Source organism: Pseudomarimonas arenosa, from assembly GCF_014841215.1.
GTDB classification, from domain to species: Bacteria; Pseudomonadota; Gammaproteobacteria; order Xanthomonadales; family Xanthomonadaceae; genus Pseudomarimonas; species Pseudomarimonas arenosa.
The window spans coordinates 106,236-121,305 of the sequence record NZ_JACYTR010000002.1 but is presented as its reverse complement, the minus strand read 5'-3'; the positions used below and the strand labels follow the sequence as shown (position 1 = coordinate 121,305).

Below are 15,070 nucleotides of genomic sequence, written 5' to 3'. Positions count from 1 at the left end.
GCGATGAATCACTCACATCACCATGCTCACCGCGACCATTCCGCCGGTGAGCCTCGGCAGCACGGGAAATCGTCGGCAACGGCGCATTCGAGGCGAAGTGACATCGGCCATGACCATGCAGGCCAGGACGCGCATGACCGCCATGCTGGCCATAGCGTGGCGATGTTTCGCGACCGCTTCTGGATCACCCTGCTGCTGACCATGCCGACGGTCGTCTGGTCTGAGATGATCCAGCATTGGTTTGGTTACGCGGCGCCGAAATTTACGGGTTCGGGCTGGGTGCCAGCCGTCTTCGGGTCCGCGGTGTTCCTATACGGCGGCAAGCCATTCCTGCAGGGCGCGCTGCAGGAGATCCGTGACCGCCTGCCTGGAATGATGACGCTGATCTCGTTGGCGATCACTGTCGCCTTCGTGTTCAGTCTGGCCGTTACCTTGGGCGCGCCGGGCAATGATCTGTGGTGGGAGTTGGCCACCCTGGTCGCCATCATGTTGCTCGGCCACTGGATCGAAATGGCATCGATCACCCAGGCCCAGGGCGCGCTCCGCGCGCTGGCCAAGCTGCTTCCGGATAAGGCGGTGCGGCTCACCGGCGACGGCGGCCACGAGGATGTGCCCGTATCCGAATTGAAGACCGGGGATATCTTGCTGATCCGTCCGGGCGCCAGCATTCCGGCGGATGGCGAGGTCCGTGAGGGCAAGAGCGCGGTCAACGAGTCGATGATCACCGGCGAGTCAAAGCCGGTCGACAAGACGGTCGGTGCCAAGGTCATTGCCGGCACGCTGAATGGACAGGGTTCATTGCGCGTCGAGGTGACCCGCACCGGCGAACAGACCGCGCTGGCCGGCATCATGCGCCTGGTCGAGCAGGCCCAGCAGTCGCGCTCGCGCGCACAGGCATTGGCCGACCGAGCCGCGCGATGGCTCACCTTTGTGGCGATTGCAGCCGCGATCGTGACCGCGGCGGTGTGGACGGCGCTCGGCGCGCCCTGGGCGTACACGATCGAACGCGTCGTGACGGTGTTGGTGATTGCCTGCCCGCATGCCCTGGGCTTGGCCGTGCCGTTGGTAATCGCGATCTCGACGACCTTGGGTGTGCAACATGGGCTGCTGATCCGCGACCGACGTGGCCTTGAAGAAGCCCGCAACCTGAACATCGTGGTGTTCGACAAGACCGGCACCTTGACCCTTGCCGAGCATCGTGTGGTAGCGATCGCGACGGACAGCGAGCTGTCCAACAACGAAGCCTTGTGTTTGGCCGCAGCGGTCGAGCGTGACGCTGAACATCCGGTGGCCCGTGCGCTGCTGCTCAGCGCCGAGGAGCGCGGTTTGCAGGTGCCCACATCAACCGACTTCGCCTCCGAAGCCGGACGCGGCGTGCAGGCGCGTGTTGACGGGCGCGTGTGGTGGGTAGGTGGCCCCGGCCTGCTGCGCGAACGCGATGTGCAGCCGTCTGCGTCGTTGCAAAAAGCCGCGGAGCAAGCCGCCGATGCCGGCCGTTCGGCGATCTATCTGCTTGATGAAGACAGTGTCCGCGCGGTGTTTGCCGTCGCCGATGCGGTACGGCCGGAATCAAAGGAAGCGGTGCGTTTGCTGCACGACGCCGGCATCGAAGTTGCGATGTTGACTGGCGATTCACAGGCGGTCGCGCGCAGTGTCGCGGCCGAGTTGAACATTGACACCGTGCTGGCCGAAGTGCTGCCGCAGGACAAGGCGGCGGTGATCGAGAAACTGCAAGCGCAAGGCAAGCGCGTCGCCATGATCGGCGACGGCGTGAACGATGCGCCGGCCCTGGTCTCCGCCGATGTCGGCGTAGCCATCGGCGCCGGCACCGATGTCGCGGTCGAAGCCGGTGACGTGGTGCTGGTGCGCTCCGATCCACGCGATGTGCCCGCCATCGTGGCGCTGAGCCGCGCGACCTACCGAAAGATGGTGCAAAACCTGTGGTGGGCCGCCGGCTACAACATCGGCGCGATCCCCTTGGCGGCCGGCGTACTGGCGCACTGGGGCCTGGTGCTGGCGCCGGCCTTCGGAGCGGTGCTGATGTCGGCCAGCACGATCATCGTTGCGATCAATGCGCAGTTGCTGCGGCGCGCGCCACTAGACCGCCTGCGCCCCTGAGTATCTAGAAGGACTCATCATGACTCAATCGACCGCCACGTTGCAGTTTCTGGGTGCCACCGGCACCGTCACCGGATCGCGCTATCTCATCGAACACGATGGCCATCGGTTGCTCGTCGACTGCGGCCTGTTCCAGGGTTACAAGCAATTGCGTGAGCGCAATCGCGCCGCATTCCCGGTCGATCCGGCATCGATCGATGCGGTGCTGCTGACCCACGCGCACCTCGACCACTCGGGCTATCTGCCAGCGCTAGTCAAACAGGGTTTTCGTGGCCGCATTCATGCCACGTCCTCCTCCCATGAGCTGTGCGGCTTGCTGCTGCCCGACAGCGGCCATCTGCAGGAGGAAGAAGCCGAGTACGCGCGACGCAAGGGCTACTCCAAGCATGCCGATCCGCAACCTCTGTACACCGAGGCCGATGCCGAGGCGTGCCTGAAACGGTTCAGCGCGCATCGCTTCGATGCCGCAGTGGAGCTGGCGCAAGGCATTAGCGCGCGTTTTATTCCTGCCGGGCACCTGCTTGGCGCGGCGTCCATCGAACTGACGGTAGGGTCATGTCGCGTATTGTTCAGCGGCGATCTGGGCCGCTCGGTTGATCCCCTGATGCGACCACCGCGTCCGTTTGCCGGCGCCGATGTGCTGGTCTGCGAGTCCACCTACGGCAATCGAACGCATGCGAGCAGCGACCCCGAAGCGGAACTCGCCCCCCTGATCCGCGATGCCGCGGCGCGTGGCGCCGTAGTGATCGTGCCCGCGTTCGCGATCGGTCGTGCACAGGGACTGATGCTGCACCTCGCGCGCTTGCGCCAACGCGGTGAGATTCCGCGGGTGCCGGTGTTTCTCAACAGCCCGATGGCGATCGATGCTACCGAGATCTATCACCGCCATCACGACGAGCACCACGTGAGCGTCGAAGATTGCCGAGGCATGTACGAGGTGGCCACCTTCGTGCACACAGTAGAAGAATCCAAAAGCCTCAATCGCCGGCATGGCCCTATGGTGATCATTTCCGCCAGCGGCATGCTGTCTGGCGGCCGCGTGCTGCATCACCTCGAAGCCTTCGGCGGCGATCCGCGCAATCTGATCCTCATGTCCGGCTATCAGGCCGGTGGCACGCGCGGTGCGGCCCTGGCGGCGGGCGCCCGACGCTTGCGCATGTTCGGTCGCGAGGTCGAGATACGTGCCCAAGTGGCCGCGCTGGACAGCTTCTCTGGCCATGCGGACGCAAACGAACTGCTCGATTGGATGCGTAGCGCCGATCCGGTGCCATCCTCGACCTATATCACCCATGGCGATCCCGATGCGTCCGATGCTTTGCGCCGGCGCATCCAGAACGAGCTCGGCTGGCGTTGCCGGGTACCCGAACATCTTGAGCGCGTTGCATTGCCGGATGGGAGCGCGGCATGACGGTCAGCGATCCCGGCAGTTCGAGCCTGCTGCTGCGACGTGCAGGGATCGATACCTACCAACAGCCGGTGGTCTACATGCATCGCGACTGCGCGGTGTGTCGGGCCGAGGGATTCGCAGCATTGACGCGCATCGAAGTGCATGTCGGCGAACGTTCCCTGGTCGCCACGCTCAATGTGGTGGTCGACGATTGGCTGCCGACACATGAAGCTGCGTTGTCCGAAGCGGCGTGGAACCGGTTGCGACCCCAGCCGGGCGAGCGCGCCAAATTCGCTCATCCTGAGCCGGCGCGCTCGGCCGGCGCCCTGCGTCGCAAGGTGTTCGGCGGCAGGCTCGATGACGATGACTATCGGACTCTGATCGAGGATGTCGTCGGCGATCGCTTGTCCGAGCTGGAATTGGCCGCCTTCGTGACCGCCTGCGCCGGCGACCGTCTCGACGGCGTCGAGACGATCTCCCTGACTCGCGCCATGCTGGAGGCAGGTGAGCGCCTGGACTGGGGCGCCGGCCCGGTGCTCGACAAGCATTGCGTGGGTGGATTGCCCGGTAATCGCACCACGCCGATCGTGGTCGCGATCGTCGCCGCCCTGGGGCATCGCATCCCCAAGACCTCATCGCGGGCCATCACGTCGCCGGCCGGCACCGCCGACACGATGGAGGTGATTGCGCCAGTCGCCCTGGACTTGCCCACGATGCGTCGCGTAGTCGAACACGAAGGCGGTTGTATCGTGTGGGGCGGCAAGGTGCGGCTAAGCCCGGCCGACGACGTGCTGATCCGGGTGGAACGACCACTGGACTTTGACAGCGACGGCCAGCTGGTCGCCAGCGTGCTGTCCAAGAAGCTCGCCGCCGGTTCGAGCCATGTGCTGATCGACATTCCGGTCGGCGCGACGGCCAAGGTACGCTCGGACGGCGCGGCCGATGCACTCGCCCAACGCCTGCAGACCACTGCCGACGCGCTCGGCCTGCGCCTGCGCGTCCACCGCTCCGACGGCCGTCAACCGGTGGGTGTGGGAATCGGCCCGGTGCTCGAAGCGCGCGACGTATTGCAGGTGCTGCGCAACGATCCCGGTGCGCCGGTCGATTTGCGTGAGCGTGCGCTCGACATCGCCGGCGCCTTGCTCGACATGGTCGGAAGCGAAGGGAGGCAACGCGCCAAGCGAACACTCGATTCAGGCGCTGCGCTTGCCAAGTTCATGGCGATCTGTGCGGCACAGGGGGGTTTTCGCGAACCGCAACTGGCGTCCTTTCGACATGAGGTCGTCACCGACCGCGACGGGACGGTGGCCGAGATCGACAACCGCCGCTTGGCGCGGGTCGCCAAACTGGCGGGCGCGCCGCTTTCGGCAAGCGCTGGTGTGGATTGCCGGACTCGCATTGGCGATGAACTTCGGCGCGGCGAGCCGCTGTTCACCGTGTATGCCGCGAGTCAGGGCGAACTCGACTACGCGCTTGATTACGTCGCCGCCCAGCCGGGGATCGTGGCACTGCAGGAGCCCACCGTATGAACACCCTGTTGCTGGCACTTCCAGACGCCCACGCGTTGGCAGACGCGCTGAGCCGAGAGGCCGGCGTACCTATCGGCACGCTCGGCTGGCGGCACTTCCCCGATGGCGAATCGCTGGTCACCATCGACGAGAACGTGCAGGGTAAGCACATTGCGCTGCTCAGCAGCCTGCGCGAACCCGATGCGCAAGCCCTGGCGCTGCGCTTTGCGGCGGCGACGGCGCGCGAACTGGGCGCGCGCTCGGTCGGCCTGATTGCACCGTATCTCGCCTACATGCGCCAGGACCGACGCTTCCATCCGGGCGAAGCGATCAGCGCGCCGCTGTTCGCGCGGTTCCTGGAAGAGAGCTTCGATTGGCTGCTCACGGTGGACCCGCACCTGCATCGCAATCCCAGCCTTGATGTGCTGTTCGACATCCCTGCGGTCAATGTGCCGGCAGCACCGGCCATCGCCGACTGGCTGTCCCGCGAGTGTCCCGATGCCTTGCTGATTGGCCCTGACAGCGAGAGCGCGCAGTGGGTGGCCGAGATCGCCGAGCGCGCCGGCGTGCCACATCAGGTGTTGAACAAGCGGCGCCTGGGCGATCGTGACGTCCGCATCAGCTTGCCGGATCCCTCACGCGCTTCGGGACGCCGCCCGGTCATCGTCGACGACATCGCCGCGTCTGGCGAGACCCTGGCCGAAGCCATCCGCCAACTCGCCGCACAGGGTTTGGCGGCGCCGATCGTCATCGTGATTCACGCCGTGTTTGCCAGCGACGCGCTGCAACGCATCGAGCGGGCAGGCGCCGAGCGCGTGTTGAGCTGCGACACGATTCCACACCCGAGCAATGCCATCACGATTGCGCCGCTGCTGGCCCCCGCACTTCGTGACCTGTTTGCCGGTCAGCACGCAACGACTGACCACCCAGTTGCTGGAAAACCAGCGTCGAGGAGCCAAGCATGAGCAAGATCCCACCGCAGCAACCGAGCGGCACGCTCGGCTGTCGACTTTGCGATGACCTGCCGGAGCAGGACCGCTCAGCCATCGAGCAGGCGGCCGCGGCGTGGCGCAGCGGCGATCCGCTGTTCGCGCGCTGGGCAGCCGGCTACGGCGTGATCCGGCACGATCCGCTGACCCAGCAGCGCATCGGCAGCTTACTCGAGACGCGGGTCGCGCCCGAACAACGGTCGTACTGGCTGGAGCGGCTGATTGCGGCGGATCGGCTTGCCAGCGCCGGGCTGTGGCTGGTGGCGCACATGACCTATGCACGTCGCGTCCGACGCGATGGCACGCCGTTGCCGGCCGAGGCGTTCAAGCCGACACCGGAAGGACACACCGGCGGCTCGCTGAACATGGTCCCCGCCTACGTGGGCTACCTGCTGGCCAATGCGCTGAGCGGCGACACGCGAGGATGGATCATGGGGCAAGGCCACTGCGTGGCGGCGATCGATGCGGTGAACCTGTGGGTGGGCAACACCCATACCGCGCATGCCGAGCGCTACGACCTCGGCGACGATGGCCTGTCCCGTTTCGTGAGCGACTTCTACAGCTATGCCATCGATCCCGATGGCCGGCCGGCATCGCCTCTGGGATCGCACGTCAATGCGCATACGGCAGGCGGGGTCTCCGAAGGCGGCTATCTGGGCTTCGCCGAACTGTTATGGCCGCACATGCCGCTCAAGGGCGAACGTCTGGTCGCGTTTCTCAGCGACGGGGCCTTCGAGGAGCAACGCGGCAGCGACTGGGCGCCGCGCTGGTGGCGTGCCGAGGACTCCGGTCTCGTCGCGCCGATCATGATCCTCAATGGCCGTCGCATCGAGCAACGCAGTAGCATCGCGCAGCAGGGCGGCGAGCGCTGGTTGCACCGGCACTTGCGCTTGAATGGCTTCGAACCCATTGGGCTCGATGGGCGAGATCCGGCGAGCATGGCCTGGGGAATTCTGGAGATGGAATCGCGTCTCCAAGCAGCCGAAGCGGCGCCCGCTCGCTTGGGCTACGCGATCGCTGAGGCGCCCAAGGGCTTCGGGTTTCCCGGTGCGGGATCGAACCGCGCCCACAACCTCCCGCTGGAGGGCAATCCGTCGCGCGATCCTGATGCGCGGGACAGCTTCAACGCCGCGGCGCGCGCGCTCTGGGTGGCGGAGGATGAACTGCACACTGCCTTATCGACGTTGCGCACGCACGCCGTCCAACAGCGTCCGCTGGAGCGGGATCATGTCTTGGCCTGTCGTGACGTGGATTCACCGAAGCTGGGCGAGCCGGCGTGGCGCCCGGTCGGCAGCGAGGAGTCGCCGATGGCCGCGCTGGATGAGTACGTCGTGCGTGTGATTGACGAGAACCCGCAGCTTCGGCCTCGGGTGGGCAATCCCGACGAACTGCGCAGCAATCGCCTCGACCGCACCCTCGATACGCTCAAACACCGCGTTGCGCTGCCCGAACCCGGGGTGGCCGAGTCCTTGAACGGCGCCGTGATCACGGCCCTGAACGAAGAGGCGGTGATCTGCGCCGCCCTCGGTAACAAGGGCGGCATCAACCTGGCGGTCACCTACGAAGCCTTCGGCATGAAAATGCTCGGCGCGCTGCGGCAGGAGATCATTTTCGCCCGCCACCTGACCGAGGCTGGCCGCCCACCGGGCTGGATTTCCGTGCCCCTATTCCTGACCTCGCATACCTGGGAGAACGCCAAGAACGAGCAATCGCATCAGGACCCCAGCCTGGTCGAAGCCCTGCTCGGCGAGATGGCGGATACCAGCGTCGTGCGCTTCGCGGCTGACGCCAACAGCGCGCTGGCGATGCTGCGCACCACCTGGCGCAGTCATGGACGGATCATCGCCCTGGTGGTGCCCAAGCGCGCGGTGCGCAGCCGACTGACGCCCGAGCAGGCCGAGAACCTGGCCCGCGATGGCGCGGTCGTGTTGCACGGTGACCCCAAGGCCAGCGACCTGCTTCTGATCGCGGTCGGGGCCTATCAGCTTGAGCAGGCTGAGTCGGCCCGCTTGCGTCTGCAGGCGCGGGGTCAGCGCGTCGCCCTGATCTACCTCGGCGAACCCGCACGACTGCGCGCGCCACGCGATGCGCGCGAGGCCGCCGCGGTGTGGACCGATGAGGCGATCGAGGCGGTCTTCCCGCCGGGCGTGCCGCGCGTATTGATGACGCATACCCGGCCCGAGCCGCTGCTTGGCGTGCTGCGCCGCATCGACACCGGCTCGGCCCACACCTGTGCACTCGGCTATATCAATCGCGGCGGAACGCTCAGCGTCGAGGGCCTGCTGTTCGCAAACCGCTGCACTTGGGCGCACGCCGTGCAGGCAGCCGCCGACATGCTCGGCTACGATCCCGGGACATGGCTCAGCGCGACGGAACTCAATGCGGTAGCAGGACGCGGCGACCCGCGTGTGTTGTTCGAGGCGCCTGCCGCCTGAGGAGGGCAACGTGAATCGACAGATCCACTTCAATTTCTGGTACGTCGTCTTCGCGTTCCTGGTGATCGTCAGCCTGCAGGACCTGCTGCAGGGCGAGCACATCGAGACCATTCCCTACAGTCAGTTCCAGCAGGCGCTCGAGGCCGGCGACATCGAGCAAGCCACCATCGCCGAGTCGAGCATCACCGGCACCTACGCGCAGCGCGACAGCAGTGGTCGCGAACGCCACTTCGTCACCCATCGTGTGCCGCCGGAGCTGGCCGAGTCCTTGGCGGCAGCCAAGATCCAGTTCGAGGGCACCCCGGGCCCGGGTCTGCTCCAACGCCTGCTCGGCTGGCTGCTGCCGACCCTGCTGTTCGTCGGGCTCTGGTTCTTCCTGAGCCAGCGCATGGCCGGCGGGCACGGCGGTGCGATGGCGATCGGCAAAAGTCGCGCCAAGGTGTTCATGGAAAAGGACATCGCCACCACGTTCACCGACGTGGCCGGGGTCGACGAAGCCAAAGAGGAGCTGCAGGAGGTGATCGCCTTCCTGCGCGATCCGACCAAGTACGGAAGGCTGGGCGCACACGTGCCGAAGGGAGTCTTGCTGGTCGGGCCGCCGGGCACCGGCAAGACCTTGCTGGCCCGCGCCGTGGCAGGCGAAGCCGGCGTGCCCTTCTTCTCGATCAGCGGCTCGGAGTTCGTCGAACTGTTCGTCGGCGTCGGCGCGGCACGCGTTCGAGACCTGTTCGAGCAGGCCCGCAAGCATGCGCCCTGCATCATCTTCATCGATGAGCTCGATGCCCTGGGCCGCGCACGCGGCGTCTTCGCACCCGGAGGAGGCCACGACGAGAAGGAACAGACCCTCAACCAGCTGTTGACCGAACTCGACGGCTTTGATGTGCGCAGCGGCGTGGTGCTGCTGGCAGCGACCAACCGACCTGAAATCCTCGACCCCGCCCTGTTGCGTGCCGGCCGCTTCGACCGCCAGATTCTGGTCGATCGACCGGACAAACCCGGCCGCGTCGCGATCCTCGGCGTGCACCTGCGCAAAGTGACGCTCTCACCCGATGTCTCGGTCGAGGAGTTGGCTGCGCTGACGACAGGGTTCACCGGCGCCGACCTTGCGAACCTGGTCAACGAGGCAGCCCTGCTCGCCACACGCCGCGGTGCCGAGGGGGTGGAGATGAGCGATCTGCATGCGGCGCTGGAGCGCATCGTGGCGGGGCTCGAGAAGAAGAGTCGCGTGCTCAGCCCGAAGGAACGCGAAGTCGTCGCCTTTCACGAGATCGGCCATGCACTGGTCGCCCAGGCGCTCCCGGGCTGTGATCCGGTGCAGAAGGTATCCATCATTCCGCGCGGTATCGGTGCACTCGGTTACACGATTCAGCGCCCCACCGAGGATCGGTTCCTGTTGTCGCGTACCGATCTGGTTCATCGCATGACCGTGCTTCTGGGCGGACGGGCCGCCGAACGACTGGTGTTCGATGAGGTGTCGACGGGCGCAGCGGACGATCTCGGCAAGGCGACCGAAATCGCGCGCGGGATGGTTGCGCAATACGGCATGGTCGAAGAGCTGGGCCAGGCCAGCTACGACGCGGGGCCGAGCCCGCTGCTCGGGCCCACGGCCGAGACCTGGCGTCCGCGCACCTTTTCGGAAGCGACCGCGGCTGCCATAGACCAGGCGCTACGCAAGCTGATCGACGAGGCCTTCCTCGCCGCCACGGCGATCCTCAGGCAACAACGCACCACCCTGGAGGCGGCCGCGCGCACTCTGCTGGTAAAGGAAGTGCTCAGCGGTGATGAACTGGCGGCGCTCACCCGAGGCGAGGCCACCGAACCGACTTCGGCCGTGGCGGCTGACGTACCGACGTCCTGACATGACGCCGCGCATGCTGCTGGCCCTGAACCTGGGTTCGACCTCGCTGAAGTTCGCCTGGTATCGGTTCGACCACGAGGCTGCAAACGCCGGGTCGCTCCGACGCTTGAATAATGGGCAGACGAGTGTGTCGAGCAGCGATCCCGACGCCCTCACCTCATTGCTGACGGCCGTTCTGGCGTCGGATTGCGGCGAGCCGCCCGCCTGTGTAGTGCATCGCGTGGTGCACGGTGGATCGATGATCGGTCCGTGCTCACTCGACGCGTCGACTCGCACACGGCTTCGTGCTCTGGCTTCCTGGGCGCCGTTGCATCAGACACCGGCCCTGGACCTGGTCGAGGCCGCAATGCAGCATTGGCCCGCCGCCGAACACCGGGCCGTTTTCGACACCGACTGGCACCACACACTGTTGCCGCGCCATTACACGCTGGCGCTCCCAGCCGCGCTGCGGCAGCGCGACATGCGCCGGTACGGCTTCCATGGCTTAGCCTATCAATCCGCCTGGCGCCAATTGCAGGCGCTGGCGCCTGACAGTATCGATCGTCGCATCGTCTTCGCGCACCTCGGCGGCGGTTCGAGCCTGTGCGCCGTCCATGGGGGGCGCAGCATCGATACCACAATGGACCTGACCCCCAATAGCGGGCTGCCGATGGCCACACGCTGTGGGCAGATCGATCCGGGCTTGATGCTCGCGCTGTTACGCGACGGTGCCTCGGTCGACGAGTTGGAAACCTGGCTCGAGCGCGAATCAGGCATGTTGGGCATGTCCGGCGTGAGCGGCGACTTGCGCACCCTGATCGAACGCGACGACGAGGCTTCACGTCTCGCCTTGGAGGTCTACGCCCTTCGCGTCGCGCAAGGCATCGCGCAGATGACGATCAGCCTTGGCGGCATCGACGATCTGGTGTTCACTGGCGGCATCGGTTCGCACGCGCATGCGATGCGTTCGGCCATGGGCGAGCTGCTGCGGCCGCTCGGCGCGGCGCTGGACCTTCGCTCCAACGAGGCTGGCGGCACCCGTATCGATGCGCCGGCCTCGGCCGTTCGGGTATGGGTGCTCAAGGTAGACGAGGAGTACGAGATGGCAAGAAGCGTAGTCTCGGCTGAGCAGGGATCGATCGGTGCGTTGGCCCCGTAGCCTGCAGATCATCTTCGCGGCCCTGGGTTTCATCACCGCCTGGTGGTGGTGGCACCGACGCGCGCCGGAAAAGCTGCCGCCACGATTGCGCCAATCCATCGAGCACCTGGGCACCACCTTCATCAAGCTTGCGCAGGGGCTGAGCCTGCGCATGGACATGCTGCCGGCGCCCTATCGCGAGGCCTTGGCGGAGCTGCAAAGTCGCGTCGCGCCGTTTCCCGGAGAACGCGCTAAGGCGGCCGTCGCAGCAGCGTTCGGGCAGCCCGTCGAGCAACTGTTCCAGGACTTCGAGATCAAGCCGATGGCGGCGGCGTCGATCGCGCAGATCCACCGGGCCACGCTGCTCGACGGCCGGCGGGTGGTGGTCAAGGTGCGCCGTCCCGGTATCGCGCGACAGGCAGTCAACGATCTGCGACTGCTGCGGCTTGTGGTTCGCCTCGCTTCGCTGTTCTGGTCTGCCTTGCGCCGACAGCGACCGCTGGAGCTGATCGCTGAATTGGCGGCGCAACTTCAAGGCGAAATGGACCTGCGCCAGGAGGCGCGCAACGTGCGTCGGGTCGCGGCCGCCTTGCGCGAGCAGCCGACCCTGTACGTGCCGGCGGTGATTGAACCAATGGTGAGCGCCGAGGTACTGGTGCAGGAGTTTGCCCCCGGTCGCCCGATCGCGTCGTATTTCGGTACGTCCGAGGGAGATGCGCTGGCCAAGGCGTTGTTCGATGCCTACCTGCACCAGCTGTTCGTGGTCGGTGCCTTTCACGCTGATCCGCATCCGGGCAATCTGTTCGCGCGCGAGGATGGTCGTCTCTGCCTGCATGACTTCGGTTTGATCGGAACGCTGGACGCGCAGTCGCGTCAGGCACTCGCCCGGATGCTCGAGGCGGTCGTGTTCCGCGACCCGGAAGCGGCGCTCGGTGCCGCGGTCGAGATGGGCTTCGTAGCAGGCGTATTCGATCGCCGCGTGCTGCGTCGCGGCATCGACGAGGTGCTGGCCGAACTGCAGGGACTGCCGCTGCACGAATGGTCGATCGCCGAGGCGATGTGGCGCATCGCCCGCCTGGGCGGCGGCGACCACCTGCGCATACCGCGTCACCTGCTGGTGCTGCTGCGGACGCTTTTCCTACTGGAGAGCACGCTGCGGGCGCTGAATCCGCAATTCGATCTCGTGCAGGAACTGCTTCAGCGTCGGGACACCCTGCGGACTGCGCTGTCCGCGCCTTCTACGGTCGGTCTCGCCGAACGGCCGATGGGCGAGCAAGTCGTTCGCTCGGTACGCAGCGTGCCGGGCCTGCTCGCCCAGTGGCTGGCGCAAGCCAGCGCGGACGATGGACGACCGCAGGTTTCCGTGCATCTTCGCGGGCTGGAACGGCTTGAGTCGCACCTCGAGCGAATCGGCAATCGACTGGTGCTGGCGGTGTTAGCAATGGGCCTCTACGTTGGCGGCGCCGTGCTGATGTTGCACAGTGTCGGCCCGCGTCTGATGGGGCTGCCGGTGGCCGCGATTGCTGCTTTTATTGCCGCGGTGCTGCTGACATTGAAGCTGGTGGTCGCGGTCGGTCGATCTGACGGGCTGTAACAAGATTCTGGTCTGCGCAGGCAGGCCGCACAGCAGCTGGGCTTTCTGAACATGGCGATTCGACACAGCCGGTGTTGGCCATCTGCCCAGGCTCAGTGATTGTGCACGGACACGAAGCTTACGCACAGCTTGATTCAACCATGCGATGCGTTCGGAATCGACACCGTCAGGAAGCCGGGCAACAAGGTTTCGTGTCGGACGACACTGACTCAGGTGACGATGCTCGGTCCACCAGCGTCAGCACCGGCGCAAAGCCGCCGCCCGGCGTGCGGAAGTTGGTCGTCTGCCCCTCGTACAGTCGAGCGGCGAACCAAAGCGGTTCTCCGCGATAGGCATAGCAACGCACATCGACTTTCAAGGGGCCAGCGCCCGACAAGGCGTGACGCTTGCTTGGCGGCACCAGTGCCTGCGCCACGTAGTCTTGTGCTGCCATCTGTTGCCACGTCTTGTGCGTCAGTTTGTCGCCGCGATAGCTGGCCCGGCTGCCAAAGCCGGCAACGGGCTTGAAGAACCAACGCCGACGGTCGCACCACAGTTCCTCGCGATTCTTCGCATCCACCAGGACTGTGGCGGGCACCGCATCGACGATCAGGTCCACCGTCTCCTTTGGCAAACCACTGCCCTCCACCGATACACGTTGGCTCAGCCAGCACAAGTTGCGCTTGTCTGCCCAGAGAGCGTGCGCGCGAGGGTGCGGGCTAACCGCCACCCTTCGGTTGAGATACGCGCGCCGAAGCGCTCCGCTGGCGGCCTCCGTCAATGCGAAATCGGTGAGGCGGTTGTAGACGAGACCCACTCGTTCGGCGCCGAGCCGAAGTTCACCTGACGCTTCGTCAAGATCGCGTGGATCGCAAATCGCTGCGCTAAATCCGCGTTGCTGAAGCAGACGCTTGTAGAGAAGGAACTCGGCGTACAGAAACTGCTCCGCTGGCGCCTCATCGACGATGGCGACCAGGGAATTGGCATCGACATTGCCTTGCGCGCGCCACTCTGTCAGCAAGATTTCTACTGCCTGTGCTTCGGCTGTCGCCGCGTCGAAGGGCAGACCGAGTTCGGGTGCACAGGATTCAACTGCCTGCGCGGCAAGCAAATTCAGCAGAAGGCCACCGGGATTGGTGTTGATCTCGATGAGCTGGGGGCCGCGTTCGGCAAGATGAAAATCGAAACCGAGCAGACCCCCTGGCGAGCCTGGATCGTGTTGCGCGGTGACGGGTGCGTGCGCGAAGGCTGCGCGTCGGTAAGCATCGGTGTGCGCCGCCGCCGTCAGAGCGCGTACGATCGCGCTCATCTTCCCCAGCAGCGACGTCGGCAGGTACAACGGAACAGAGGCAAACAGGTTGTGGTGTCCCTCGGCCAGCGAGGCTTCACCACCCAGGTCCGACATGAGCCGGCTCAAGCGCTCGCGAACAATCGCTGCGTCGACCACGACGCAGAGGCAATGCTGATTGAGGAATTCCAGCGCGTCCGGGCGCCCGCTTGGCACTCCGCAACGATCCAGCACGCCATCTAAAGGCGAATCGATGTGTGATGTCATGTCAGCTCCGCCAGCGTGATCCACCTCGCGCATGGTATCCCACCACCAAATCTTGCGACCTTTCGGCAAGCAGGATTTCGGTTGCGGAACTTGCGTCCGGGCACGCGGTCCGAAAGCTTGATCCAAATCAAGGCCGACGCTCCCACGCCAGGGCAGACTTGTTTCCATGCTATGCGCATTCCGCCGCCGCCGAGTCCGATCCCGCCTGTCGCTGCTGGCGGTGTTGGCCCTGTTATGGGCGCAGATGGCCCTAGCCCTGCATGCCGACTGCGTTTCCATACCCGGAAATCGCGGGACGAGCCCTGCCGCCCAACACGCTGAGTGCACTGCGAACAGTGAGCATGGCAAACAGGCGGTGTGCACCAAGCACTGCCAGGACGGGGGCAGCGGTGTCGATACGGCCCGCGCAGCGTTCACCGTGCCGGCCTTGTTGCCCGCTGTGCAGCTGGCAGTCGCCGCCGTTGCCGACTTGGCAGCGCGTTCTCCCGAAGGCCCGCCCGCTCGACGACATAAAGCCTGGCACGGCCCTA

At 65.8% G+C, this 15,070-nt stretch carries 9 protein-coding genes; 8 read left to right on the top strand and 1 reads right to left on the bottom strand.

Going from position 1 to position 15,070, the window contains the following annotated elements:
• The first annotated feature begins 162 nt into the window (after positions 1–162).
• The 8 genes from IFO71_RS01530 to IFO71_RS01495 are packed head-to-tail and all read left to right on the top strand — an operon-like array spanning position 163 to position 13,006.
• Complete coding sequence (locus IFO71_RS01530) at positions 163–2,118, top strand: heavy metal translocating P-type ATPase (RefSeq protein WP_225444288.1); 1,956 nt, start codon at positions 163–165, stop codon at positions 2,116–2,118.
• A 19-nt stretch (positions 2,119–2,137) separates the two neighbouring features.
• The gene (locus IFO71_RS01525) at positions 2,138–3,526 is read left to right on the top strand and encodes an MBL fold metallo-hydrolase RNA specificity domain-containing protein (protein WP_192027755.1); all 1,389 of its coding nucleotides are present in this window, start codon (positions 2,138–2,140) and stop codon (positions 3,524–3,526) included.
• Positions 3,523–5,034 carry a thymidine phosphorylase family protein gene (locus tag IFO71_RS01520; RefSeq protein ID WP_192027754.1) on the top strand — a complete coding sequence of 504 codons (1,512 nt, stop codon included), beginning with the start codon at positions 3,523–3,525 and terminating at the stop codon, positions 5,032–5,034. The genes IFO71_RS01525 and IFO71_RS01520 overlap by 4 nt, the downstream gene beginning before the upstream one ends.
• Positions 5,031–5,978, top strand: a complete 948-nt coding sequence (locus IFO71_RS01515) for a ribose-phosphate pyrophosphokinase (RefSeq protein WP_192027753.1) — start codon at positions 5,031–5,033, stop codon at positions 5,976–5,978. The genes IFO71_RS01520 and IFO71_RS01515 overlap by 4 nt, the downstream gene beginning before the upstream one ends.
• Positions 5,975–8,437, top strand: a complete 2,463-nt coding sequence (locus IFO71_RS01510) for a phosphoketolase family protein (protein WP_192027752.1) — start codon at positions 5,975–5,977, stop codon at positions 8,435–8,437. The genes IFO71_RS01515 and IFO71_RS01510 overlap by 4 nt, the downstream gene beginning before the upstream one ends.
• Positions 8,409–10,295: an ATP-dependent zinc metalloprotease FtsH gene (gene ftsH, locus IFO71_RS01505; RefSeq protein WP_425502863.1), complete on the top strand. Its 1,887-nt coding sequence runs from the start codon at positions 8,409–8,411 to the stop codon at positions 10,293–10,295. Before IFO71_RS01510 ends, ftsH begins: the two co-directional genes overlap by 29 nt.
• 13 nt (positions 10,296–10,308) lie before the next feature.
• A complete protein-coding gene (locus tag IFO71_RS01500; RefSeq protein ID WP_192027750.1) occupies positions 10,309–11,433 on the top strand; it encodes an acetate/propionate family kinase in 1,125 nt (374 codons plus the stop codon).
• Positions 11,417–13,006, top strand: a complete 1,590-nt coding sequence (locus tag IFO71_RS01495; protein WP_332309286.1) for an ABC1 kinase family protein — start codon at positions 11,417–11,419, stop codon at positions 13,004–13,006. Before IFO71_RS01500 ends, IFO71_RS01495 begins: the two co-directional genes overlap by 17 nt.
• A gap of 166 nt (positions 13,007–13,172) precedes the next feature.
• On the opposite strand, the gene IFO71_RS01490 is transcribed toward IFO71_RS01495, so the two are convergent.
• Positions 13,173–14,819: a hypothetical protein gene (locus IFO71_RS01490; RefSeq protein ID WP_192027749.1), complete on the bottom strand. Its 1,647-nt coding sequence runs from the start codon at positions 14,817–14,819 to the stop codon at positions 13,173–13,175.
• Positions 14,820–15,070 lie beyond the last annotated feature (251 nt).

Coding starts and splice junctions, on each gene's coding strand:
- IFO71_RS01490 (WP_192027749.1), bottom strand. CDS start 14,819: ATGGAAACGCAGTCGGCATGCAGGGCTAGGGCCATCTGCGCCCATAAC.
- IFO71_RS01525 (WP_192027755.1), top strand. CDS start 2,138: ATGACTCAATCGACCGCCACGTTGCAGTTTCTGGGTGCCACCGGCACC.
- IFO71_RS01510 (WP_192027752.1), top strand. CDS start 5,975: ATGAGCAAGATCCCACCGCAGCAACCGAGCGGCACGCTCGGCTGTCGA.
- IFO71_RS01515 (WP_192027753.1), top strand. CDS start 5,031: ATGAACACCCTGTTGCTGGCACTTCCAGACGCCCACGCGTTGGCAGAC.
- IFO71_RS01520 (WP_192027754.1), top strand. CDS start 3,523: ATGACGGTCAGCGATCCCGGCAGTTCGAGCCTGCTGCTGCGACGTGCA.
- IFO71_RS01530 (WP_225444288.1), top strand. CDS start 163: ATGTTTCGCGACCGCTTCTGGATCACCCTGCTGCTGACCATGCCGACG.
- IFO71_RS01500 (WP_192027750.1), top strand. CDS start 10,309: ATGCTGCTGGCCCTGAACCTGGGTTCGACCTCGCTGAAGTTCGCCTGG.